This window comes from Stenotrophomonas sp. 62841_Sma (assembly GCF_056482945.1).
The window spans coordinates 758,855-781,512 of sequence record NZ_CM151224.1 but is presented as its reverse complement, the minus strand read 5'-3'; the positions used below and the strand labels follow the sequence as shown (position 1 = coordinate 781,512).

The window sequence follows — 22,658 nt, the reverse complement described above, 5'->3', positions numbered from 1 at the left end:
CGATGCGCCCCGAGCTCGCTCTGGTACCGGGCGAGCCCGCCGGGATCGGCCCGGAGCTGTGTGTCCGCCTCGTCCAGCAGCCGCGTGAAGATTGCCGGCTGCTGGCCTTCGCCGACCCGGATACCCTGCGCGCGGCCGCGGCCGCGCTGAACCTGCCCCTGCAGCTGTTGCCCGAGGACGCCGAAGCACGCGTCCCCGGCGATCTGCGTGTGCGCGTGGTGGCCAATACCGTGCCCAGCCACTTCGGCCAGGCCAATCCGGCCAACGCCGGCGCCGTCATCGGCGCCCTGCTCGGTGCCGGCCAGGCCTGTCTGTCCGGCGAACTGCACGGCGTAGTCACCGGCCCGGTGCACAAGGCGGTCATCAACGAAGGCGGCATCGCCTACAGCGGCACCACCGAACTGCTGGCCGACCAGGCCGGGGTGAAGGTGGTGATGATGCTGGCCAACCACATCGTGCGCGTGGCCCTGGCCACCACCCACCTGCCACTGCGCGAGGTGGCCGACGCGATCACCGCGCCCGGCCTGGAACACACCCTGCGCACCGTGCACGCTGCGCTGCGCCGCGAATTCGGCCTGCCCGCGCCACGCATCGCCGTGCTCGGCCTGAACCCGCATGCCGGTGAAGACGGTCATCTGGGCCGCGAGGAACTGGACCTGGTCATCCCGCTGCTGCAGCGCCTGCGCGCGGAGGGCATGGACCTGATCGGGCCGCTGCCGGCCGATACCGCCTTCCTGCCGGCCAAGCTGGCAGGCTTCGACACCGTGCTGGCGATGTACCACGACCAGGGCCTGCCGGTGCTGAAGTATTCGGGCTTCGAGCAGGCGGTGAACCTGACCCTGGGTCTGCCCTACCCGCGCGTGGCGGTGGACCATGGCACCGCGCTGGACCTTGCCGGCCGCGGCATTGCCGATCCTTCCAGCCTGCAGGCGGCAACGACGCTGTGTGCGCAGCTTGCGCGGCAACGTACACTGAGCGCATGAATTCCCCGCATTCCCCCTCCGGCCCGGTGTTCACCGCCCCGGCCAAGAAGCAGCTTGGCCAGCATTTCCTGGCCGACCGCCACTACATCGACAAGATCGTGATGGCGGTCAACCCGAAAGACGGTGACCGCCTGGTCGAGATCGGCCCCGGCCAGGGCGCGATCACCCTGCCGCTGCTGCGCGTGCATCCGAAACTGACGGTGATCGAGTTCGACCGCGACCTGATCGCGCCACTGACCGCCGCCGCCGAGCCGCTGGGCGAGCTGACCATCGTCCACCGCGACGTGCTGCGCGTGGACTTCACCGAGCTGGCTGCCGGCCAGCCGATCCGCCTGGTCGGCAACCTGCCCTACAACATCTCCTCGCCGATCCTGTTCCATGCACTGGAACATGCGGCGGTGATCCGCGACATGCACTTCATGCTGCAGAAGGAAGTGGTCGACCGCATGGCCGCCGGCCCCGGCAGCAAGGTGTACGGCCGGCTCAGCGTGATGCTGCAGGCCTACTGCCAGGTGACCTCGCTGTTCGTGGTGCCGCCGGGCGCGTTCCGGCCGCCGCCGAAGGTCGATTCGGCCGTGGTGCGGCTGGTGCCGCGTGACCCGGCCACGATCAACATCCACGACCACAAGCGTTTCGCCGAGGTGGTCAAGGCCGCCTTCGGGCAGCGCCGCAAGACCCTGCGCAACGCCCTGAACAACGTGGTGTCCGCCGAACAGTTCGTTGCCGCCGGCGTGCGTCCCGATGCCCGCGCCGAACAGCTGGACGTGGCCGAATTCATCGCTTTGGCCAATGCCTCCTGATTACACTGCCGGTATGGAAGACGCTGACGTTTATGCCATCTCCGTCGAAGTCGCACCGCGCTTCCTCGACGATCAATCCGCGCCGGAAGACGGGCGCTATGCGTTCGCCTACACGATCCGCATCCACAACCAGGGGCGTGTTGCCGCGCGCCTGGTCGCACGCCACTGGCGTATCACCGATGCCAACGGCCGCGTCGAGCATGTCGATGGTGACGGGGTGATCGGCGAGCAGCCGCGCCTGCGTCCCGGTGAAGACTTCCATTACACGTCCGGTGTCATGCTGGGGACCGATCACGGGACCATGCAGGGCCACTACGACATGGTCGCCGACGACGGCACCGAATTTGCCGCGCCGGTCGCACCTTTCGTGCTGGCCATCCCGCGTACCCTGCACTGACACGGAGGCCGAACGATGAGTGTGTGGGCGATCGGCGACCTGCAGGGCTGCTATGACGTCACCCAGCGACTGCTGGAGAAGATCCGTTTCGACCCGGTGCAGGACACCCTGTGGTTCTGCGGCGACCTGGTCAACCGCGGTGGCCAGTCACTGGAAACGCTGCGGCTGGTGCATTCGCTGCGCGAGCACAGCGTAGTGGTGCTGGGCAACCATGACCTTTCACTGCTGGCCGTCGGTGCGCGCACCGAAGAGGAACAGCGCAAGGTCAACCCGGACCTGCTGCGCATCGTGCAGGCCGAGGACCGCGACGAACTGCTGGACTGGCTGCGCCTGCAGAAGCTGGTGCACGTGGACCGCGAGCTGGGCTGGATGATGGTGCACGCCGGCCTGGCGCCGAAGTGGACCACGCAGATGGCCGAGAAGCATGCAGCCGAAGTCGAGGTGCAGCTGCACGGCGCTGGCTACCGCAAGCTGTTCCGCAACATGTACGGCGACAAGCCGAGCTGGGCACCGAACCTGTCCGGCTACGACCGCTCGCGCGCGATCATCAACGTGCTCACCCGCATGCGCTACTGCACCCCGCGCGGGCGTATCGGCATCGAGGACAAGGGCACGCCGGGCACCCAGGAACAGGGGCTGTATCCCTGGTTCGAAGTGCCGGGCCGGGTCGAGCGTGACCTCAAGGTCGTCTGCGGCCACTGGTCGGCGCTGGGCCTGACCATCACCCAGGGCGTGCACGCCATCGACACCGGCGCGGTCTGGGGCGGCAAGCTGACCGCGATCCAGCTCGATACCGATGAACTGCGCGTGGTGCAGGTGCCAGGCCGCGATGTACCGGCACCCGTGCCCAACGCCCGCCCGCCAGCGCGCCCGGCGCACGAGCGCCCGGCTGCACCGGCGCAGGGCAAGGAACAGGGCGGCGGCAATGCTCCGGCCGCCAACCCGGGCAACCGCGGCCCGCGCCGTCGTCGTCGCCGTGGTGGCGGTGGTGGTGGTGGCTCCGGCGGTCCCAACAACAACAGCACCCCGCCGCAGGCATGACGCGGCACGGCTGGGCACCATGGACGGTGCTGCTGCTGACGCTGGCCCTGGCCAGCGGCTGCCAGCCCGGCTCGCCGACTGCTCCCACGGCTGCGGACAGCGCTGAACGCACACCGACGCCACCACAGGCGCCTTCGCCGCCACTGGTGGCTGCGGCGCGCGCGCAGATCGGCGTCACCACCCGCTACGACCCTGCCTATCAAGTGCTGGCCTATCCCGGCGGCGACGTGCCACTGGATCGTGGCGTGTGCACCGATGTGGTGGTGCGCGCCCTGCGCAGCCAGGGCCTGGACCTGCAGGCACGCGTGCATGAAGACATGCGCGGCAACTTCAGTGCCTATCCGGCGATCTGGGGCCTGTCACGGCCGGACCGCAACATCGATCATCGTCGTGTACCGAACCTGATGCGCTGGTTCGAACGGCAGGGCTGGCAGCAACCGATCACCGCCCTCGCCACCGACTATGCGGCCGGTGACATCGTTGCCTGGAAGCTCAACGGCAACGGCCTGCTGCATGTGGGCATCGTCTCCGACCGGCAACTGGCCGATGGCACGCCGCTGGTGCTGCACAACATCGCGCGCGGCACGCGGGAAGAGAACCTGTTGTTCCAGCACACGATCATCGGGCATTACCGGATGCCCGGGCCATAGAGTCGAGCTTGCTCGACTATGCCCTGTGTATCCGTCAAGAGCTGTCGAGCAAGCTCGGCTCTTGTGTCTTGGATCGTGCCCTGATCAGGCACAATCCCCCGGTGACCCGGGAGGCTCCGATGACGCTGCCTCGGCTCTTAAGCCTTCGAGCTTGCAAAGTAGATTCAGCGCGTCGGCGGCCTGACACCGCCATGGAACTTGAACGGTATCTTAGGCCCGCCATCGGGTGAGAGCCTGTACTCACAAGGGCAAGTCTGGCGGCTTCCGATCACGATCGTAAGTTCAAGCTGGAGCGAAATCATGCAATTTATCGGCATCGACGCAGCCAAGGCGACTTTTGACATCGCCCTGCCTCTATCTCACGGCAAGTATCGAACCAAGGCCAAACTCCCCAATACGCCAAAGGGTTTTGATGAGCTTCTGGCTTGGCGCGCCAAACATGCGCCGAACGCGGCGGTAGGTATGGAGGCTACAGGCATCTATCACGAGGCCTTGGCTCAAGCACTGGTGGAGGCAGGGGTCGTGGTTCATGTGGCCAATCCCGCCCGAGTAAAGGCGTTTGGGCAGGCGGAGGGGATGCGGACCAAGACTGACCGCAGCGACGCCAAGCTGATTGCCCGTTTTTTTGAGGCACAACGCTCGGAAAAGCTATATCCCTACGTTCCACCGACGCCCTCGGAGGTGAAGCTGCGCGCCTTGGTACGGCGTCGAGATGACCTCCAGGAAATGCTGCAGATGGAGCACAACCGCCTGGACGTTGCCGATATCTCGGTCCAGCAAGGGATCAAGGATGTGATCCGGACGTTGGAAGAGCAGATCAAGCAGGTCCAGAAGGCGATTGAGGACCATATCGATAACGATCCGGACCTGCGCCGGCGTCATCAACTGCTTACCAGCATCCCCGGTGTAGGCAACACCAGCAGTGCCCAGCTGTTGGCCATTCTGGGGGATCTAAGCAAATACAGCGACGTGCGCCAGGTGGTTGCCCACGCGGGCCTGAATCCGGCCCAGCGTCAATCAGGAAACTACGAAGGCAAATGCCGGATATCACGCGTCGGCGACGCCAATTTCCGCAAAAAGCTGTACATGCCGGCGCTGACCGGGAAGACCCACAACCCCACACTGAAGTCCTTTGCAGACCGGCTCAGCGCGAAAGGCAAGCCCTTCAAGGTCGTCATGTGTGCAGTGATGCGCAAGCTCATCCATCTGATTTGGGGCGTACTGAGAAGTGGCCGACCCTTTGAGCCTGACGTCGCCCTTGCCTAGGCGAGGGCGACACGGTATCTACAGGTACGTTGCGACGATCAGCGGCGCACGTAGTGCACGAAGCGGAACGCGTAGGCGTGGCGCGCATCGGCCGGGTGCGGCTCGCTGCTCACTTCCCGCCAGTCCTGCACGTCCACTTCGGGGAAATGGGTATCGGCGGGGACTTCGGCATCCACCCAGGTCAGGTACAGGTCACTGGCCTGCTCCAGCAGCTGGTGGAAGATCTCGCCGCCGCCGATGATGCACAGCTCGCTGGCGCCCTCGCCTTCGGCAATCAACTTCGCTTCGTCCAGCGACGCCACCGCACGCATGCCCTCGAACGGCACCTGGCCGCTGCGGGTCAGCACCAGGTTGGTCCGCCCCGGCAGCACGCGGCCGATCGACTCGGCGGTCTTGCGCCCCATCAGGATCGGCTTGCCCAGGGTGAGCGCCTTGAAATGCTTGAAATCATCCGGCAGATGCCAGGGCATGGCATTGCCCTGGCCGATGCCACGGTTGCGGTCCAGCGCCACGATCATCGACAGCTTCATTGCGCTCATACCGCCACCGGCGCCTTGATGGCCGGATGCGGATCGTAGCCGTCGATGCGGATGTCGTCGAACTGGAAGCCGAACAGGTCGGTCACCTCCGGGTTCAACCACAGCGTCGGCAGCGCGCGCGGTTCACGCGACAGCTGCTCGCGGGCCTGCTCGAAGTGGTTCGAATACAGGTGCGCATCGCCCAGCGTGTGCACGAAGTCACCCACGCCCAGGCCGGTGGCCTGCGCCACCATGTGGGTCAGCAACGCGTAGCTGGCAATGTTGAACGGCACGCCGAGGAAGATGTCGCCGCTGCGCTGGTACAGCTGGCAGCTGAGCTTGCCATCCACCACGTAGAACTGGAACAGGTTGTGGCACGGCATCAGCGCCATCTGCGAAAGCTCGCCCACGTTCCAGGCGCTGACCACCAGCCGGCGCGAATCGGGGTTGCGCTTGATCTCGTCCACCAGCCACTGCATCTGGTCGATCTCACCGCCATCGGCGGTAGCCCAGCTACGCCACTGCTTGCCGTAGACCGGGCCGAGGTCGCCGTTCTCGTCGGCCCACTCGTCCCAGATCCGCACCTGGTTGTCCTTCAGGTAGCCGATGTTGGTGTCGCCCTTCAGGAACCACAGCAGCTCGTGGATGATCGAGCGCAGGTGCAGTTTCTTGGTGGTGACCAGCGGGAAGCCTTCGGCCAGGTTGAAACGCATCTGCCAGCCAAACACGCTGCGGGTGCCGGTGCCGGTGCGATCACTTTTCTCGGCGCCGTGTTCCAGCACGTGCGAGAGCAGGTCCAGGTAAGCCTTCATGCCTTGCCCTCGGCAGCTACCGGCGGCTGCGGCTGCAGTACCGGCGCGCGGCGCGACATCACCAGCAGCACCAGGCCGAAGGCGATCAGCGGCAGGCTGAGGATCTGGCCACGGGTCAGCCAGTCGAAGGCCACGTAGACGCCGTTGTCGGGCATGCGCACAAACTCCACCGCGAAGCGGAACAGGCCGTACAGCAGCGCGAACAGGCCACCGACCAGGTAGCGATGACGCGGCTTGGCCGACACCGCCCACAGCACCACGAACATCACCAGGCCTTCCAGCAACGCCTCATACAGCTGCGAGGGATGGCGGGCGAACTGGTTCAACGCACCGGTGGCGAACTGCGCCTGCAGGGTGGCGTGGTCAAGCTGGTTCAGCGGCGCCGGCAGGCCGGACGGGAACACCACGCCCCAGCTGCCGTCGGTGTACTTGCCCCACAGCTCGGCACCGATGAAGTTGCCGATACGGCCGAAGCCCAGGCCCAGCGGCACCAGCGGCGCCATGAAATCCATGGTGTCGAAGAAATGCAGCTTGTGCTTGCGCGACCACCACCAGCAGGCGGCAATCACGCCCAACAGGCCGCCGTGGAAACTCATGCCGCCATCCCAGACCTTGAAGAGCAGCAGCGGGTTATGCAGGAAATCGCCCAGCGCGTAGAACAGCATGTAGCCGATGCGCCCGCCCAGCACCACGCCGAGCATGGCGTAGAACAGCAGGTCGGAGAAGCCGTTGGCATCGACACCCGGCAGGCGCCCGTCGGCGATGCGCTTGCGGCCCAGCAGCCAGGCTGCGGTGAAGCCGAGCAGGTACATGATGCCGTACCAGTGCACCTTGATCGGCCCCAGCGAGAGGGCGATGGGGTCGATGTCGTGGAAATAGATCATGGAAGGTGCCTTGCGGTTGAACGCCTATTCTCGGGCCAGTGCCGCCCCGGCTCAACCAAGGAGCTGGGGCGAGTTCGGCAACGCGTCATCGTTCGACCGCGTCGAGGCCGGAAAGTGCCCTTCGATCAGGCTGGAGACCTCGTCGATGGCATCCTGCAGCGCTTCCACCGGATGGGAACCACGCAGGCCCTCGCGCAGGTGGGTGCAGACCCGCTGCCACTGTGCCGGGCTGACCCGGCCCTGCAGGCCACGGTCGGCAACGATCTCGATCGCGTGATCGGCCAGCAGCAGGTAGATCAGTACACCGTTGTTGTGGGTGGTATCCCAGGTGCGCAGGCGCGCAAAGGCATGCTCGGCGGCCTGGCGCGGGGTCACCCTGTGCCACAGCGCGGCCAGCGGCAGGTCCGCTTCCACCGCGAACATCACCTGCCCGCCGTGGCGCTGCTCACCGGCCGCAATGGCCTCGGTGATCGCCTGCAATGTGGCGGGCGGGAACGCGCGCCGTACCGACGGCGAAAACACGTGCCGACATAGACGTTGGATCATCACCAGCCCCCCGAAGCACCGCCACCACCGGAGCGGCCACCACCGCCACCCCAGCCGCCGCCGCCACCAAATCCACCGCCCCCGCCGAAGCCGCCTCCGCCACCCCAGCTGCCACCGCCCCAGCCGCCGCCACCGGCAAAGCGGCCCGGATGACCGGAGAGCATGGCCACGATCAGCCCTACGACGCCTGCCAGGCCACTGGCCAGCAGCGTGGACGTGAACAGGAACGCCGCCAGCGCTGCACCGGCGCCGCCGAGAAGGCCTCGCAGCGGTCGCGGCACGCGCGAGAACACGCCGCGCAGGATGCTGCCGGCGAACACACCGATGAACAACGCCAGGAACCAGGTATCGCCGCCACCGCTGGGCTCACGCCCGCGATGGCCGCTGACCGGTGCCGGCAGCGTTTCGCCGTCGATCAGCTTGACCAGCACCGCCGTGGCGTCGGTGATGCCACCGGCGTAGTCGCCGCTGCGGAAGCGCGGCACCAGGTATTCCTGGATGACCCGGTTGGCGATGGCATCGGGAATGGCGCCTTCCAGACCGTAGCCCGGCTCGATGCGCACGCGCCGGTCGTCCTTGGCCACCACCAGCAGCACCCCGTCATCCACGCCCTTGCGGCCGATCTGCCACTGGTCGAAGACCCGCGTGGTGTACTGCGCGATGTCCTCCGGCTGGGTGGTCGGCACCACCAGCACCTGCAGCTGGCTGCCCTTGCGCTGCTGCAGTTCGATCGCCTGCTGCACCAGCGCCTGCTTCTGCGCGGCATCCAGCGTGCCGGTGGTATCGACCACCGGCGAATCCAGCGCAGGAACCGGCGCCAGCTGCTGCGCATGCGAGGCCAGCGGCAGCCACAGCAGCAGGGCCAGCAGCGCAGAGGCCAGGCGCATCGATCAGGTCCCCGGCTGCGGTGCCGGCTGCTGCTGCGGCGCGTTGCCGAAATCGACCGCCGGCGCGTTGGAGATCTGCGCTTCGTTGTCCACGGTGAAGTTCGGCTTGGTCTTGTAGCCGAAGATCTTGGCGGTGATCACCTGCGGGAACGAGCGGATGTAGGTGTTGTAGTCCTGCACCTGCTGGATGTAACGGCCACGGGCGACGGTGACCCGGTTCTCGGTACCTTCCAGCTGCGCCTGCAGGTCGCGGAAGTTCTGGTTCGACTTCAGCTCCGGGTAGTTCTCGGTGACCACCAGCAGCCGCGACAGCGCGCTGCCAAGTTCGCCCTGGGCCTGCTGGAACTGCTTGAGCGAGGCTTCGTCGTCGGCATTGACGTTGATCTGGCCGACACGCGAACGGGCGTTGGTCACTTCAGTCAGCACACGCTCTTCCTGGCTGGCGAAGCCCTTCACGGTCTGCACCAGGTTGGGCACCAGGTCGGCGCGGCGCTTGTACTGGTTGATGACCTCCGACCAGCTGGCCTTGACCGCTTCATCCTTCTGCTGGATGGCGTTGTAGCCGCAGCCGGAGAGCAGGGAGGCCAACAGCATCAGGGGCAGGACACGGGTGAACAGGCGCATGGCGGAGGTTCCGGGTGGGCTTGGCGCCGAGCATGCCATGGTTCGGGTGAAAGACCGGCCATCGGGCGCCGCCCCCTCCGCGGTGGTTGGCGGGTTCTCTGTGGTTGGCCGGGAGGGTGGGTTGGCTGGGGGGCGCTGCAAGTACGTCCATGTAAGCTCGATCGCCGCATCCATGCGGCTCACGCCCCCAGCCAACCCACCCTCCCGACCAGGGACAATTTCCTGCCACCGCGGGAAAGATCAAAAGAAAAAACAAAAGCAAAAGCCGGTTCTTCAGGCATTCGTGTCGACCAAGGTCGACACCTACCAAAGCAGAACGACGTTCCGACAGACCGCGGAAAACTGTCGAAGGCGGGGTGGGTCCGATTGCGGGGGTGTCCGCGGCATGGATGCCGCGGCCAAGCCTCCATGGACGGATTCACGGCGTCCCCCGCAACCGGACCCACCCCGCCAACCCACGGAATGCAGGCTTTTGCTGTTGCTGTTGCTTCGGCGGGTGCAGGGCGCAGCCCTGCCGGAAACCCTCCCCTCTCAGCAAGCCTCAGCCACCGCAGTGCGCGGACGCCCCAGCCACGCCAGCAGCAACCCCGAGGCCGCCAGCAGGCCACCGGCCACCGGAATGGCGGCATAGCCCAGGCCCGAACTGATCACCGCACCGCCCAGCGCCGCACCCACGGCATTGCCCAGGTTGAACGCACCGACGTTGATCGACGACGCCAGTCCCGGCGCCTCGCTGGCCGCCTGCATCACCCGGATCTGCAACGGCGGCACGATGGCGAACGTCGCCGCACCGAACAGCAGCACGCCCAGCGCCGCCGTGGCGTGATTCATGAAGGCCAGCGGCAGCACGAACATCAACACGGCCAGGACCGCCAGCAGGATGCGGGTGGCACCATCCAGCGACCAGTCGGCCATGCGCCCACCGATGCCATTGCCGAAGGTGAAGCCGATACCGATCAGCGCCAGCGACATCGCGATGAAGGCGTTGGAGGCACCGGTCAGTTCGGTCAGCACCGGTGCCACGTAGGTATAGAGGGTGAACATCGCGCCGGCGCCAAGCACGGTGGTAGCCATCGCCAGCAGCACCTGCGGCTGCAGGATCGCTCTCAGTTCGCGGCGCACGTCCGGGCGCGGCCCCGGCGCGGATGCCGGCAGCGCGAGGCCGAGCGCGGTGATCGCGACCAGGCCCAGCACCGCCGTGCCGGCGAAGGACAGACGCCAGCCCAGCTGCTGGCCCACCCAGGTGGCCAGCGGCACACCGCCGATGTTGGCGATGGTCAGGCCCATGAACATGGTGGCCACGGCGGCAGCCTGCTTGTCCTTCGGCACCAGGCTGGCGGCAACCACCGCACCGATGCCGAAGAAGGCACCGTGATTGAGGCTGGTGACCAGACGCGACAGCAACAGCAGGCCGTAGTTCGGGGCCAGTGCCGAGAGCAGGTTGCCGACCACGAAGATCGACATCAGCAGCATCAGCGCGGTGCGCTTGCCAAACCGTCCCATCAGCAGGGTCATCACCGGCGCGCCCAGCATCACGCCCACGGCATAGGCGGTGATCAGCATGCCGGCGGTGGGAATGTTCACGCCGACGCCGTCGGCAATGACAGGCAGCAGGCCCATCGGCGCGAATTCAGTGGTGCCGATGGCGAAGGCGCCGACGGCAAGGGCCAACAAGGCGGCTCTGGAGTTCATGGGGTCATCCTGCGTGGGGCAGGTCCTGGAAAAGAGCGCGTAGCCTGCGCGCTTTGCTGCCGCGGATTAAGCCTCGCCCCGGGAAAACACTGTTGACCTCAATTCACAGCTGGCGGGAACCTCCCCGCCGGGCATGGCCCTGCGAGCCCAATGGGTCCCATAACGCAGAACCCCCGGCGCTGGCCGGGGGTTCTGGGACACACATTTGCCTGTGATCTGCTTACCAGTCGCCAGCACCCGGCACGTGGTGATCGCGTGCGCGGCGGCGCATCAGCAGGTTCAGCCATTCCACCAGCACCGAGAAGCCCATGGCGGCATAGATGTAGGGCTTGGGCACGTGCACGTCCAGGCCATCCAGGATCAGCACCGCACCGATCAGCAGGATGAAGGCCAGTGCCAGCATCTTCACGGTCGGGTTTGCGTCGATGAAGCGGCCCAGCGGGTTGGCGGCCAGCAGCATCACCAGCACCGACAGCAGGATGGCGGCGACCATCACCGGGATGTGATCGGCGATGCCGACGGCGGTGATCACCGAGTCCAGCGAGAACACGATGTCGATGATGGCGATCTGCAGGATGACCATGCCGAATACACCCGAGGCCTTGCTGGTGGCCGGGTTCTCGTCTTCGCCACCGGTGATCAGTTCCTTGATCTCCATGTAGCCCTTGATGATCAGGAACAGGCCACCGACGATCAGCACCAGGTCGCGGATGGAGATGCCCATACCAGCCACGGTGAACAGGTTGGCGGACATGTGCGCCAGATAGGCCAGCGACACCAGCAGGGCGATGCGGGTGATGCAGGCCACGGCGATGCCGAGCTTGCGCGCGAACGGGCGACGCTCTTCCGGCAGCTTGCTGACCGCGATGGAAATGAACACCAGGTTGTCGATGCCGAGCACGATTTCCAGTGCGCTCAGGGTGAACAGGGTCACCCAGGCATTGGGGTCGGCGAGGAACTCAAAGGACATGGAAACTCTTCAGGGCAGTGGGGGAATGGGGATCAGCCGTAATTGCCGGCCATTGCATGCGGGACCACGACCAGCGCCCAGCACAGAAGCACGTTCATCATCAGCACGAACACTGCCGCCGAACCCATGTCCTTGGCGCGGCCGGCCAGCTCGTGGATCTCGCTGCCGTAACGTTCGATCACCGCCTCGATGGCCGAGTTGGCCAGTTCCATCGCCAGCACCAGCAGCATCGAGCCGATCAGCAGCGCGCGCTCGACCGGGGTCTGGCCCAGCCAGACCGCGACCGGGGTCAGCAGGATCAGCAGGTAGACCTCCAGCCGGAACGAGGACTCATGCAGCCAGGCGGCGCGCAGGCCCTGCCAGGACCAGCGGGCGGCCTGGAAGATGCGGCGCGGGCCGCGGGGCAGATGGCCGAACTGATCAGCCACGGGTGGAACATCCAGCAACAGGGGCGCGGCGCAGCGACCGCTCAGACGCACGGCAGGGAATCATGGGTGCACAGGGATAGGCAGATGGCCGCCATTTTGCCACAAGGCCGCCAGCCGCATCCCGGCACCGGCCCGGTGAATGGACTGCCAGGGGCAAGCCCCGGCCCGCCCCAGCTTCTATGATGGCTTTCCCCTTCCCTGCTGGAGCGCCTGATGTCCCGTCGCCGTACCTGCCTGCTGATGCTGGGCCTGCTGACCGCCGCCCCCCTGGCCCAGGCGCTGAGCCCGGCCAAGCCGCCGCGCGTGCCCGAGCAGGTCTCCAACGTGGCCTGGGCCGGCGACATGGCCCACTTTGCCAGCGCCGACCAGGCCAGCCCGCCGCCACGGGGCGGCATCGAGTTCATCGGCAGCTCCTCGATCCGCATGTGGGAAGGCCTGGCCACCGACTTCCCCGGCGAGCCGGTGTTCAACCGTGGTTTCGGCGGTTCGGAAGTGCGCGACAGCACCTGGTATGCCGACCGCATCGTGGTGCCGTATGCACCGTGCAAGGTGTTCTTCTACGCCGGTGACAACGACCTCAACAGCGGCCGCAGCGCCGTGCAGGTGCGCGACGATGTGGTTGCCTTCGTGCAGCGCGTGCATCGCGACCTGCCGAAGACGAAGGTGGAGTACCTGTCGATCAAGCCAAGCCCGTCGCGCGCGCACCTGCTGCCGGCGATCAACGAGGCCAACACGCTGATCAAGGCAGCCCTGGCCAGGCTGCCCAACACCGGTTTCACCGACGTCTACACGCCGATGCTCGGCGCCGACGGCCAGCCGGATGCGTCGCTGTTCCGCGAGGACATGCTGCACATGACCCCGGCCGGCTATGCGATCTGGACCAAGGCGCTGGCGCCGAAGGTGAAGTGCAACTGAGCAACCCCATCCACGCATGGCGTGGATCTACTGCGGATCGCGGGAAACTGTCGAAGGCGGGGCGGTGTGGGTTTGCAGGACCGTTGGCGCCATGGATGGCGCCATCGAGCCCCCATGGACGGGTTTACGGCGTGTCCTGCAAACCCACACCGCCCCGCCATTTCACGGAATGCCCGCTTTTGATGTTGATGTCGCCTCGGCGGGTGCCGGGCGCAGCCCGGCAAAAGCCCTCTACCGGAAGATCACCGTCGCCTCGGTGCCCTGACCCGGCTCGCTGGCCAGGCTGACCTTCCAGCCGAAGCGGTCGCACAGCCGGCGCACGATCGACAGGCCCAGGCCGGTGCCCTGCGGGCGGCTCGGCTCGGCGCGGTAGAACGGCTCGAAGGCCCGCGACAGTGCGTCGGCCGACATGCCGATACCGGTATCGCGCACCACCACCCGGTCGTTGTGCACATGCACGTCGATGCGCCCCTCATCGGTGTAACTGCACGCGTTGCGCACCAGATTGCTGACCACCACCTGCAGCACCCGCGGCGGCGCATGCAGCTGCACCGGGCCATCGCTGTGCAGGTGCACCGACACCGGGCGCGTACCCAGCAGTTCGTTGGCGTTGTCCACTTCGTAGCGGACGATGTCGTTGACGTCGAACAGCTCGACCTGGGGCTCGACGTCGGCCTCGCGGGCCAGGATCAGGAAGGCATCGATCACCGCCTCCATGTCACGGCCGGCACGCTGGATGCGCTGCAGGCTGCGGCGCAGGCGCGGCTCCAGGCTGTCATCGCCCAGCGCCATGTCGCTGGCCACGCGGATGACGGTCAGCGGTGTGCGCAGTTCATGGCTGGCATCGCGGGTGAAATTGCGCTCGCGCGCCACGTGTGCGCTGACCCGGTTGGCCAGCGAATGCAGTGCGGCCGCCAGCTGGCGGGTCTCGCCCTGCATGTCCGCCGGCAGCTTGTTCGGCTCCAGGTCGGCCGCCTCCGGGTGGCCCGGGTCCCAGCGCGAGACGCGTCGCGCCAGCCAGTTCACCGGCGATACCAGGCGCTTGGACGCACGATAGGTGACCCAACTGGCGCCATACACCGCCAGCAGGGTCAGCAGCACCGGCACGATGCCGAACCAGAACGCCAGCATCTCCGCACGCGAACGCAGGAATACCAGGTAGAGGCGGCCGGCCGGGCGTACATCGACCAGCACCAGCTGGTCGTCCTTGGGCAGTTCGTGGAAGCCGGGCTCCAGGTTGCGCAGATTGGCCGGCAACGACAGGGCCGACTGCCCGCTTTCCAGCAGGTAGCCACGGATGTTCTGGGTGTTGGGTGGCGGCTGCACCGGCGAGGCCTCGTGCAGCGTCCAGAAGTACGCCGCCTCCTCGCGCAGGGCGGCGCCGACCAGGCTGTGCTTGATCACCAGCGAAACCAGCCACGCACCGAGCAGGATGCCCAGGCTGGCCAGCACTGCCTGCAGGATGAAAGCGATTCGGATCTTGCGCGGCAGGCCGTGCGGCATTGCGGGGTCCCGGTCAGAGCGCTGCGATTATAGGCAGCGCACCGCGCCGTTGGGATGCACGGGCGATGACCGGCGGCACTGCCGGACGGTCATCCCCTGCCCTTGTGCCTGGCCGCAGCCCGGCCCGGCCTGCGGCTGCACCGGCGCGGGCCTGCTCAGGCCATCGGCTGGGCGATGTCGGCAATGCGGTAGCCGGCACTCTGCACGGTATGCAGCAGCGGACGGTCGAACGGCTTGTCGATGATCTTGCGCAGGTTGTACAGGTGGCTGCGCAGGGTGTCCGAATCCGGCAGGCCGTTGCCCCAGATCTCGCGTTCGATCTCCTGGCGGGTGACCACGCGCGGCGATTCGCGCATCAGGATGGTCAGCAGGCGCAGGCCGATCGGCGACAGCTGCAGCTCGGTACCGGCACGGGTGGCACGCATGCTGACCGGATCGAGCACCAGGTCGGCGACCTTCAGCACTTCCGAACCCACCTGGCGACGCTCGCGGCGGATCAGCGCGCGCAGGCGGGCTTCCAGCTCCTGGATCGCGAACGGCTTGGTCAGGTAGTCATCGGCGCCGAAACCGAGGCCGGTGAGCTTGTCGTCCAGCGTGTCGCGTGCCGTGAGCATCAGCACCGGGGTGGACTTGCGCGCATCGTTGCGCAGGCGACGGCACACTTCGATGCCATCCAGGCGCGGCAACATCAAGTCGAGCACCACGACGTCATAGCTGTTCTCCGCCGCAAGGCGGTAGCCATCCAGGCCGTCCTGTGCATAGTCGACTTCGAAGCCGCGACCTTCCAGGTATTCCCCGATCATCTCGGAGATGTTGCGGTTGTCTTCGACCACCAGCACCAAGCCGGAGGTCTCCTTCGTCTGACGCATGTGATTCCCTCTAACTTCAGCTTTGTGAAACATGCCGGATCGACGGTGGACGCGATGTGAAGTTCCGTCAAGAGGTAAACAAACGGTTCAGAGCAGCGGTCTGAGCAGCGGCCAGACGTTGTCCAGCACCTTCGGCTGCGCCTGTGCGGTCGGGTGCAGCCCGTCGGCCTGCATCATGCCCGGCTGCAGGGCCACGCCCTCCAGCAGGAAGGGCAGCAGCGGCACCTTGTACTGCGTGGCCAGCGCCTTGTAGGCCGCCGCCAAGCGCTGGCGATAGGCTGGCCCGTAATTGGGCGGCACGTCGATGCCCAGCAGCAGCACCTTGGCACCGGCCTTCTGGCTGGCCTGCACCATCTTTTCCAGGTTGCCCTGCACCTGCGCCGGGGTCAGCCCGCGCAGTGCATCGTTGCCGCCGAGGGCAATCACCACCACGGTCGGCTTTTCCTTCGCCAGCAGGCCGGGCAGGCGGGTCAGCGCGCCGGCGGTGGTCTCCCCGCTCATGCTGGCGTTGACGATGCGCGCCGGTGTTTTCGACTGCTGCCTGACCCGCTGCTGCAGCAGGCTCACCCAGCCGGCGTCGGCAGGGATATTGTGGGCAGCACTGAGGCTGTCGCCGAGCACCAGCACGGTGCCAGCCGGACCTTTGGCACACGCCAGCCCAGGCAGCAGCAGGAACCCTAGCAGCAGCACCATCATCACGCCGGCTCGCCGGCTCCATCCCGTCTTGCGCATTGGAGTCTCCTCATCGACAGCCTGTCCCCCCGCAGCGCGTCCGTTGCCATCGCCGTCGACCAGGTCGGCAAATCCGTGCAGGGCCCGGAGGGTGAAGTCCACATACTGGACAACATCACCCTGACCGTCCATGAAGGGACCAGCGCGGCCATCGTCGGTGCCTCCGGTTCCGGCAAGACCACCCTGCTCGGCCTGCTGGCCGGGCTGGACCTGCCCAGCCGCGGCCGCATCGCGCTGGCCGGCCAGGACCTGGCGGCGCTGGACGAGGAGGCCCGCGCCCAGCTGCGCGCGCGTGAAGTCGGCTTCGTGTTCCAGAGCTTCCATCTGCTGCCGGCACTGACCGCCGCCGAGAATGTCGCGCTGCCGCTGGAACTGGCTGGGCGCGAAGACCGGGCGCGGGTCGATGAAGTGCTGGCCCAGGTCGGCCTGGCCCATCGCGCCCGCCACTATCCACGCCAGTTGTCGGGCGGCGAGCAGCAGCGCGTGGCACTGGCACGTGCCTTCGTCACCCGCCCGCGCATCCTGTTCGCCGACGAACCGACCGGCTCGCTGGACCACGCCACCGGCCAGCACATCAGCGACCTGCTGTTCGAACTGAACGCCGGCAGCGGCACCACCCTGGTGCTGGTCACTCACGACCTGCGCCTGGCCCAGCGTTGCCAGTACATCCACCGCATCGACGACGGCCGCCTGCTGCCGGTCGAGCGTGGGGCGCAGGCATGAACCTGCTGCGGCACGCGTGGCGCGCGCTGCGCCGCGAGGCGCTGGCCGGCGACCTGCTGACCGTGTTCGCCGCGCTGGTGCTGGGCGTGGCGGTGATGACCGCGGTCGGCACGCTGGTGAACCGGGTCAACCTGGCACTGACCGGCAGCGCAGCGGAAATGCTTGGCGGCGACCTCGGCATCGCCGGGCGCGATGACCCGCCGCAGGCGTTCGCCGACGAGGCGCAGCGGCGCGGACTGGCCTATACCCGTATCGCCAGCTTCGGCAGCGTGCTGTTCAACGGTGATGCCAGCCAGATGGCCAGCATCAAGGCGGTGCAGGCGGGCTATCCGCTGCGTGGCACGCTGCGGGTGCGGGCCACGCCCGGCGGCGCCCTGATCGACAACGCCGGCATGCCGGCCAAGGGCCAGGCCTATGCCGACCCGCGCCTGCTGCAGGGTCTGGGACTGAAAGCCGGTGACGACCTTGAATTCGGCGCTGGCACGCTGCGCATCGCCGGCATCATCGAGGCCGAGCCGGATACCGGCGGCGACCTGCTTACGCTTTCCCCCACCCTGCTGGTCAACCGCGCCGATGTGGAAGGCACCGGCCTGCTCGGTCCGGGCAGCCGCATCAACTACCGGCTGATGTTCGCCGGAGCAGCAGAGCCGATCGCGGCACTTCGGCAATGGCTGCTGCCGCAGGTGAAGGGCCTGCGCCTGCTGAGTGTGGACGACACCCAGCGTGGCGTGCGCCAGGCGTTCGACCTGGCCGGGCGCTTCCTCGGCCTCAGCGCGCTGCTGGCGGTGTTGCTGGCCGGTGTTGCCACGGCGCTGGCGGCGAACCGCTTCGCCCTGCGCCGCATCGACCAGGTGGCGATCCTGCGCTGCCTGGGCGCGCGCCAGCGCGACATCCTGTCCGGTCTGGCACTGCAGCTGCTGATGCTGGCGGTGCCGGCCTGCGCACTCGGCATCGGCCTGGGCATGGCGGCGCAGGAGGGCCTGGTGCAGGTGCTGGGCAGCCTGGTGCCGCAGCGCCTGCCGCTGCCCGAGGCAATGCCTGCGCTGACCGGTGCCGGCATCGGGCTGTTGCTGCTGTTCGGCTTCGGCCTGCCCCCGCTGCTGCGCCTGCGCGGGGTGCCGCCGATGCGGGTGCTCAACCGTTCCTTCGCCGCCCTGCCGCCGGCTTCGCTGCTGGCCTACGTGGCTGCCCTGGCGGCCAGCCTGCTGCTGGCGGTGCAGGTCACCGGTGATCTCAAGCTGGCGCTGTGGGTGCTGGGCGGGTTGGCCGCGCTGGCGGTGGCGGCCGGCGTGGTCGGCTTCGTGCTGCTGCAGCTGCTGCGCGGCCTGCAGCACCGCCTGCATGGCCACTGGCGGCTGGGTCTGGCCGCGCTGACCCGGCGCCGGATGCTGGCGGTGATGCAGCTGGTGGGGCTGTCGCTGTCGCTGTGCGCGCTGTTGCTGCTGGCGGTGACCGGCCCCGGCCTGCTACAGCAGTGGCGCGAGCGACTGCCCGCGGATACGCCGAACTACTTCCTGATCAACATCCAGCCCGAACAACGCGACAGCGTGCTGGCCGCACTGCGTGGAATGGGTGCCAACGACGCCAGCATCGAACCGATGGCCACTGGCCGCCTGATCGCGATCAACGGCAAGCCGCCGCTGCGCGTGGACCGCTCGCCGGAACAGAACGGGCAGCCGGCACAGGGCGAAGGCCAGCGCGATGACGACGACGAGAACCGGCCGTTGAACTTCAGCTGGCGCAGCAGCTTCCCGCCGGCCAACACACTGGTCAACGGCACCTTCTGGAAGGCAGACAGCACCGCCGCCGAAGCCTCGGTGGAAATCGGCTGGGCCAAGCGCTACGGCGTGCATCCCGGCGACCGCATCACCATTGCGGTGGGCGAGCAGGAACGCGAGTTCACTGTCACCAGCGTGCGCAAGGCCGACTGGAACACTTTCCGTCCGAACTTCTTCGTGCTGCTGAACCCGAATGCGGTGGGCGATACGCCACACAACCTGCTGTCGGCATTCCATCTACCGGCCGGCAAGGCCGCCGGACTGGGCGAGCTGGTACGCGCGCAGCCGAACCTGTCGCTGCTGGACGTGGACGCGGTGATCTCGCAGGTGCGCGATGTGATGGAACGGGTGGCACAGGCGGTGCAGCTGGTGATGGTGTTCAGTCTGCTGGCCGGCGTGCTGGTGCTGCTGGCCGCGCTGCAGGCCACGGCCGGTGAACGCCGCTACGACAGCGCGGTGCTGCGCACGCTGGGCGCGACCCGGCGCCAGCTGCGTGGCGCGGTACTGGTGGAATTCGGTGCTCTGGGCACGCTGGCGGCGTTGCTGGCGGTGGGCGCGGCCGCTGCGATCGGCGTGGTGGTTTCGCAGAGGGTGTTCGAGCTGCCGTTGCTGCCGCCGTGGCCGGGCCTGCTGATCGGCGGCGTGGTCGGCATCGGCTTGAGCCTGCTGGCAGGCTGGTGGGGTACGCGGGCGATCCTGCATACGCCACCGGCACTGGCCCTGCGCGAAGCCTGACGCGATCGTGACACGCTCGGGTGGGGCGCTATGCTGCGCGCCCCACCCGATCAGATCGTCCGGAAGCGCGGAAGGTTGCTCCCGCGCTCCCGAGGTTCAAGGAATGAAGATGAAATACAGCCTCTGCCTGCGCATCCTTCTGGCCAGTTCCCCGCTGCTCGGTGCGATGCTGCCTGCAGACGCCCGCGCGGCGGATGGCTATGTTCCTGACGCGGTGCAGGCCTTCATACTGGAAACGGTGCTGGCCGACGAGGCGCAAGCCTTCCACGAGGGCCACCCGACCTCTCTGGTTCCGGCCAGCGTGTCACGCGCGCGCAGCGATGCCGACGTGATGGCCGGCCTGCGTGCTGAATTCGACCGGTTCTACCGGGGCCAACCGAAGCCGAGAAAGGAAGTGGCGCACATGGCGATCCTCGTCGCACAGACCGCGCTGCTGCTGCCGGACCGTAGCGCCTGCAGCACGGATCGAGTGCGTTGCCACCAAGCTGTCATGGGCGTCCGCACCCGCGATGACGAGGCCAGCCTGCAGGCTACCCTGCGTGCCTTCCAGGACGCCGGGCTGGACCTGACCACCTTGAGTGGGCCGGCGTCCTGAGTGCATCGCATCCACGCATGGCATGGATGCAGCGTGTGATCACCGATGGTGAGCGTGCCGAGCAAGCTCGGCACCTACCAGGAGCGGATATCCGGCACGGCACATCCACATCACGCGTGGATGCAGCGTGCGATCACCGATGGAGAGCGTGCCGAGCAAGCTCGGCACCTACCAGAAGCGGATATGCGGCACGGTAGATCCACGCCATGCGTGGATGCGGTGTGCGATCACCGACGAAGAGCGTGCCGAGCAAGCTCGGCACCTACCAGGAGCGGATATGCGGCACGGTAGATCCACGCCATGCGTGGATGCGGTGTGCAATCGTCGGCGAAGAGCGTGCCGAGCAAGCTCGGCACCTACCAGGAGCAGATATCCGGCACGGCACATCCACATCACGCGTGGATGCGGTGTGCGATCACCGGCGAAGAGCGTGCCAAGCAAGCTCGGCACCTACCAGGAGCGGATATGCGGCACGGTAGATCCACGCCATGCGTGGATGCGGTGTGCAATCGCCAACGAAGAGCGTGCCGAGCAAGCTCGGCACCTACCAGGAGCGGATATCCGGCACGGCACATCCACATCACGCGTGGATGCAGCGTGCGATCACCGATGGAGAGCGTGCCGAGCAAGCTCGGCACCTACCGGAAGCAGAGGTTGGTAGATCCACGCCATGCGTGGATGCGGCCGTGGAGTCGAGCAGGGCTCGACTTACTGGGCCTTTTCCACGTACTTGGCGAACACGTCGTCGATCTGCTTGTCCTTCACCTTCTTGCCGGCCTGGATCTCTTCGGCCTGGGTGAACATCGGGATGATCATCGCCATGCCGTCGATCTTGGTCTTCAGGTGCACGCCCGGGGCCTGGCCGAGGAAGCCATCCCAGCGCTGGCGCACCTTTGCCCAGTAACCGGCGGTGGCCTTCCAGTAGTTGCGCGCCGGGGTGAAGTCGACCTCGGTGGTCTTCACGTAGTCGTTGAAGCCGAACTCGCGGGCGATCTCCACCTGGCTGCCATCGGCGTTGCGCTGCACCTTGGTGTTGAACTGCTCGTGGGTCCAGCCGTTCGGGGTCAGCGTGTGGCGGTTGATCACGGCCAGCGCGTTGTAGTCACTGCGCTTGGTGTACTCACGGCGCGGCAGCGGACGCCAGCTCAGGTCGCTGGTCCAGCTCGGCACGTTGTTGGTGTAGGTCCACGTGCCGGTGCCGCAATAGCGCGGTGCGTCGCTCACTTCGTACACGCACTGGGTCCAGGCGCCCTGGTTCACCGCCGCCGGAATGCTGCGCACCTTCCAGGTCTGGTCGGCACTGAACTCGAAACGGTTCGGTGCTTCGTACACCCAGTCCTGACGCCAGTGCTTGGTGATGTGGCCGCTCTTCTCGTCCAGCAGCAGGTGCTGCAGCACGATGCGCTTCGGCGTGTCCTCGACCACGATGACCACTTCGCTGCCGCCGCTGCGCATCGCCGGTGCGCGCTCGTAACCCGGCTTCAGCAGCACGGTCTCGTCGAAGGCGAAGTCCACGGTGTACTCACCCTGCATGGCAAGGATGCTGTCGTGGTCACGGGCGATATCGGAGGGCTGCGCGCTGGCCACGCCGCTGGCGGCGAGCACAAGCAGGGCGCTGGCTGTCTGGAGCTTCATCGGGGTCTTCCTTCGGGGTTGCAGATGCGTTGAGAGGCCGTCCGTGGCCGACAGGCGTTCCATCAGGAGTGGGTCACAGGCGGATCAGCGGCAGGTCGCCGGGAATCCGCGGCGCCGGACGCCGCGCGGCATCGGCACAGCAGCAATCGTCGATTGCCAGCTCGCCTTCGGCACCTTCCAGCCGTGCAATGCGGCGCGCGGTGGCTGCGCCCAGCGAGGACAGGGTCGACAGACTGGCGGCCAGCGTGCGGCCATCGTCGGCGGCATGCAGGCGCAGCGCGCACAGGCGCCAGCGCTGGCCACCCAGATGACCGGCCAGGCGCCGCCACAGGCGTTCGCCGACGCTGCCATCGCTGTCGTGCTCGGGCCCCGGCGGCAGCGCAGCCACCAGCCGGTCCCAGGCCAGGAAGTCGCTGTCCGGCAGCAGGTACAGGCGCCACACGCAGCGGCCGCGGCCATCGAGGAAGCACAGGCTTTCGCGCAGGCCTTCGCTGTCTACGCCCTGGCAGGCATGCACGCGTACGGCCTGGCGCCAGCCGCCCAGCTCGTTGCCGTCGGCGTGGTACAGGCACAGCACGGTGCCGAGCGTGGCCAGCTGTGCCGGGGTCGGCCAGGCCGCGCTGTACGGCGCGGCGATGGTGTCATTCCTGCGTGCGGACAGTGCTCGGCTCATGA

General features: G+C 67.2%; 24 protein-coding genes. 10 read left to right on the top strand and 14 right to left on the bottom strand.

The features are described 5' to 3' along the window. The first annotated feature begins 2 nt into the window (after nt 1-2). The 6 genes from pdxA to ACZK5G_RS03480 all read left to right on the top strand — a co-directional run bounded on the left by pdxA (nt 3) and on the right by ACZK5G_RS03480 (nt 5,137). The gene (gene pdxA, locus ACZK5G_RS03505; protein ID WP_049398141.1) at nt 3-983 is read left to right on the top strand and encodes a 4-hydroxythreonine-4-phosphate dehydrogenase PdxA; all 981 of its coding nucleotides are present in this window, start codon (nt 3-5) and stop codon (nt 981-983) included. Next, on the top strand, nt 980-1,783 hold the full coding sequence (rsmA, locus tag ACZK5G_RS03500; protein WP_049398140.1) for a 16S rRNA (adenine(1518)-N(6)/adenine(1519)-N(6))-dimethyltransferase RsmA: 804 nt from the start codon (nt 980-982) through the stop codon (nt 1,781-1,783). The genes pdxA and rsmA overlap by 4 nt, the downstream gene beginning before the upstream one ends. A gap of 13 nt (nt 1,784-1,796) precedes the next feature. After that, entirely contained in the window at nt 1,797-2,180 is a 384-nt protein-coding gene (gene apaG, locus ACZK5G_RS03495) for a Co2+/Mg2+ efflux protein ApaG (RefSeq protein ID WP_005412297.1), read from the top strand. A 15-nt stretch (nt 2,181-2,195) separates the two neighbouring features. Next, on the top strand, nt 2,196-3,221 hold the full coding sequence (locus tag ACZK5G_RS03490; protein ID WP_478465358.1) for a symmetrical bis(5'-nucleosyl)-tetraphosphatase: 1,026 nt from the start codon (nt 2,196-2,198) through the stop codon (nt 3,219-3,221). Then, entirely contained in the window at nt 3,218-3,871 is a 654-nt protein-coding gene (locus ACZK5G_RS03485) for a DUF1287 domain-containing protein (protein WP_478465356.1), read from the top strand. The genes ACZK5G_RS03490 and ACZK5G_RS03485 overlap by 4 nt, the downstream gene beginning before the upstream one ends. A gap of 300 nt (nt 3,872-4,171) precedes the next feature. After that, on the top strand, nt 4,172-5,137 hold the full coding sequence (locus tag ACZK5G_RS03480; protein WP_032130373.1) for an IS110-like element ISStma4 family transposase: 966 nt from the start codon (nt 4,172-4,174) through the stop codon (nt 5,135-5,137). 38 nt (nt 5,138-5,175) lie between these two features. On the opposite strand, the gene ACZK5G_RS03475 is transcribed toward ACZK5G_RS03480, so the two are convergent. From ACZK5G_RS03475 to ACZK5G_RS03435, 9 genes are all read right to left on the bottom strand, one after another. Continuing rightward, a complete protein-coding gene (locus tag ACZK5G_RS03475; RefSeq protein ID WP_478466480.1) occupies nt 5,176-5,667 on the bottom strand; it encodes a dihydrofolate reductase in 492 nt (163 codons plus the stop codon). 5 nt (nt 5,668-5,672) lie between these two features. Further along, complete coding sequence (locus ACZK5G_RS03470; RefSeq protein ID WP_253145621.1) at nt 5,673-6,467, bottom strand: thymidylate synthase; 795 nt, start codon at nt 6,465-6,467, stop codon at nt 5,673-5,675. After that, nucleotides 6,464-7,351: a prolipoprotein diacylglyceryl transferase gene (gene lgt / locus ACZK5G_RS03465; RefSeq protein WP_478465354.1), complete on the bottom strand. Its 888-nt coding sequence runs from the start codon at nt 7,349-7,351 to the stop codon at nt 6,464-6,466. The genes ACZK5G_RS03470 and lgt overlap by 4 nt, the downstream gene beginning before the upstream one ends. A 51-nt stretch (nt 7,352-7,402) precedes the next feature. Further along, nucleotides 7,403-7,897 carry a TPM domain-containing protein gene (locus tag ACZK5G_RS03460; RefSeq protein WP_060380614.1) on the bottom strand — a complete coding sequence of 165 codons (495 nt, stop codon included), beginning with the start codon at nt 7,895-7,897 and terminating at the stop codon, nt 7,403-7,405. Next, a complete protein-coding gene (locus ACZK5G_RS03455) occupies nt 7,897-8,784 on the bottom strand; it encodes a TPM domain-containing protein (RefSeq protein ID WP_100437906.1) in 888 nt (295 codons plus the stop codon). The genes ACZK5G_RS03460 and ACZK5G_RS03455 overlap by 1 nt, the downstream gene beginning before the upstream one ends. Before the next feature lie 3 nt (nt 8,785-8,787). After that, nucleotides 8,788-9,408 carry a LemA family protein gene (locus tag ACZK5G_RS03450; RefSeq protein ID WP_032130538.1) on the bottom strand — a complete coding sequence of 207 codons (621 nt, stop codon included), beginning with the start codon at nt 9,406-9,408 and terminating at the stop codon, nt 8,788-8,790. A gap of 531 nt (nt 9,409-9,939) precedes the next feature. Next, nucleotides 9,940-11,100 (bottom strand): MFS transporter, encoded by a 1,161-nt coding sequence (locus tag ACZK5G_RS03445; protein ID WP_032129923.1) that lies wholly within the window; start codon nt 11,098-11,100, stop codon nt 9,940-9,942. 220 nt (nt 11,101-11,320) lie between these two features. Continuing rightward, nucleotides 11,321-12,070, bottom strand: a complete 750-nt coding sequence (locus ACZK5G_RS03440; protein ID WP_004144462.1) for a TerC family protein — start codon at nt 12,068-12,070, stop codon at nt 11,321-11,323. Nucleotides 12,071-12,102: 32 nt separating this feature from the next. Further along, nucleotides 12,103-12,498 (bottom strand): diacylglycerol kinase, encoded by a 396-nt coding sequence (locus ACZK5G_RS03435; protein WP_032129924.1) that lies wholly within the window; start codon nt 12,496-12,498, stop codon nt 12,103-12,105. 213 nt (nt 12,499-12,711) lie between these two features. Between ACZK5G_RS03435 and ACZK5G_RS03430 the strand changes: the two genes are divergently transcribed. Next, entirely contained in the window at nt 12,712-13,413 is a 702-nt protein-coding gene (locus ACZK5G_RS03430) for an SGNH/GDSL hydrolase family protein (RefSeq protein WP_478465352.1), read from the top strand. A 231-nt stretch (nt 13,414-13,644) separates the two neighbouring features. Here the strand turns inward: ACZK5G_RS03430 and ACZK5G_RS03425 are convergent, their stop codons facing one another. The 3 genes from ACZK5G_RS03425 to ACZK5G_RS03415 all read right to left on the bottom strand — a co-directional run bounded on the left by ACZK5G_RS03425 (nt 13,645) and on the right by ACZK5G_RS03415 (nt 16,517). Beyond that, complete coding sequence (locus tag ACZK5G_RS03425) at nt 13,645-14,916, bottom strand: sensor histidine kinase (protein WP_032129926.1); 1,272 nt, start codon at nt 14,914-14,916, stop codon at nt 13,645-13,647. A 155-nt stretch (nt 14,917-15,071) separates the two neighbouring features. Further along, complete coding sequence (locus ACZK5G_RS03420; protein WP_002811889.1) at nt 15,072-15,785, bottom strand: response regulator transcription factor; 714 nt, start codon at nt 15,783-15,785, stop codon at nt 15,072-15,074. Nucleotides 15,786-15,872: 87 nt separating this feature from the next. Beyond that, the gene (locus ACZK5G_RS03415) at nt 15,873-16,517 is read right to left on the bottom strand and encodes an arylesterase (protein WP_049422849.1); all 645 of its coding nucleotides are present in this window, start codon (nt 16,515-16,517) and stop codon (nt 15,873-15,875) included. A gap of 75 nt (nt 16,518-16,592) precedes the next feature. Between ACZK5G_RS03415 and ACZK5G_RS03410 the strand changes: the two genes are divergently transcribed. The 3 genes from ACZK5G_RS03410 to ACZK5G_RS03400 all read left to right on the top strand — a co-directional run bounded on the left by ACZK5G_RS03410 (nt 16,593) and on the right by ACZK5G_RS03400 (nt 20,348). Next, entirely contained in the window at nt 16,593-17,240 is a 648-nt protein-coding gene (locus ACZK5G_RS03410) for an ABC transporter ATP-binding protein (RefSeq protein ID WP_154262358.1), read from the top strand. Then, on the top strand, nt 17,237-19,753 hold the full coding sequence (locus ACZK5G_RS03405) for an ABC transporter permease (RefSeq protein WP_478465350.1): 2,517 nt from the start codon (nt 17,237-17,239) through the stop codon (nt 19,751-19,753). Before ACZK5G_RS03410 ends, ACZK5G_RS03405 begins: the two co-directional genes overlap by 4 nt. Before the next feature lie 109 nt (nt 19,754-19,862). Then, complete coding sequence (locus ACZK5G_RS03400; RefSeq protein ID WP_478465348.1) at nt 19,863-20,348, top strand: hypothetical protein; 486 nt, start codon at nt 19,863-19,865, stop codon at nt 20,346-20,348. 708 nt (nt 20,349-21,056) lie between these two features. Here ACZK5G_RS03400 and ACZK5G_RS03395 read toward each other — a convergent pair. Both ACZK5G_RS03395 and ACZK5G_RS03390 read right to left on the bottom strand, forming a co-directional pair. Further along, nucleotides 21,057-21,983 carry a DUF6607 family protein gene (locus tag ACZK5G_RS03395; protein ID WP_032129933.1) on the bottom strand — a complete coding sequence of 309 codons (927 nt, stop codon included), beginning with the start codon at nt 21,981-21,983 and terminating at the stop codon, nt 21,057-21,059. A gap of 73 nt (nt 21,984-22,056) precedes the next feature. Next, complete coding sequence (locus ACZK5G_RS03390; protein WP_478465347.1) at nt 22,057-22,656, bottom strand: Hemin transport protein; 600 nt, start codon at nt 22,654-22,656, stop codon at nt 22,057-22,059. Between the last annotated feature and the right edge of the window lie 2 nt (nt 22,657-22,658).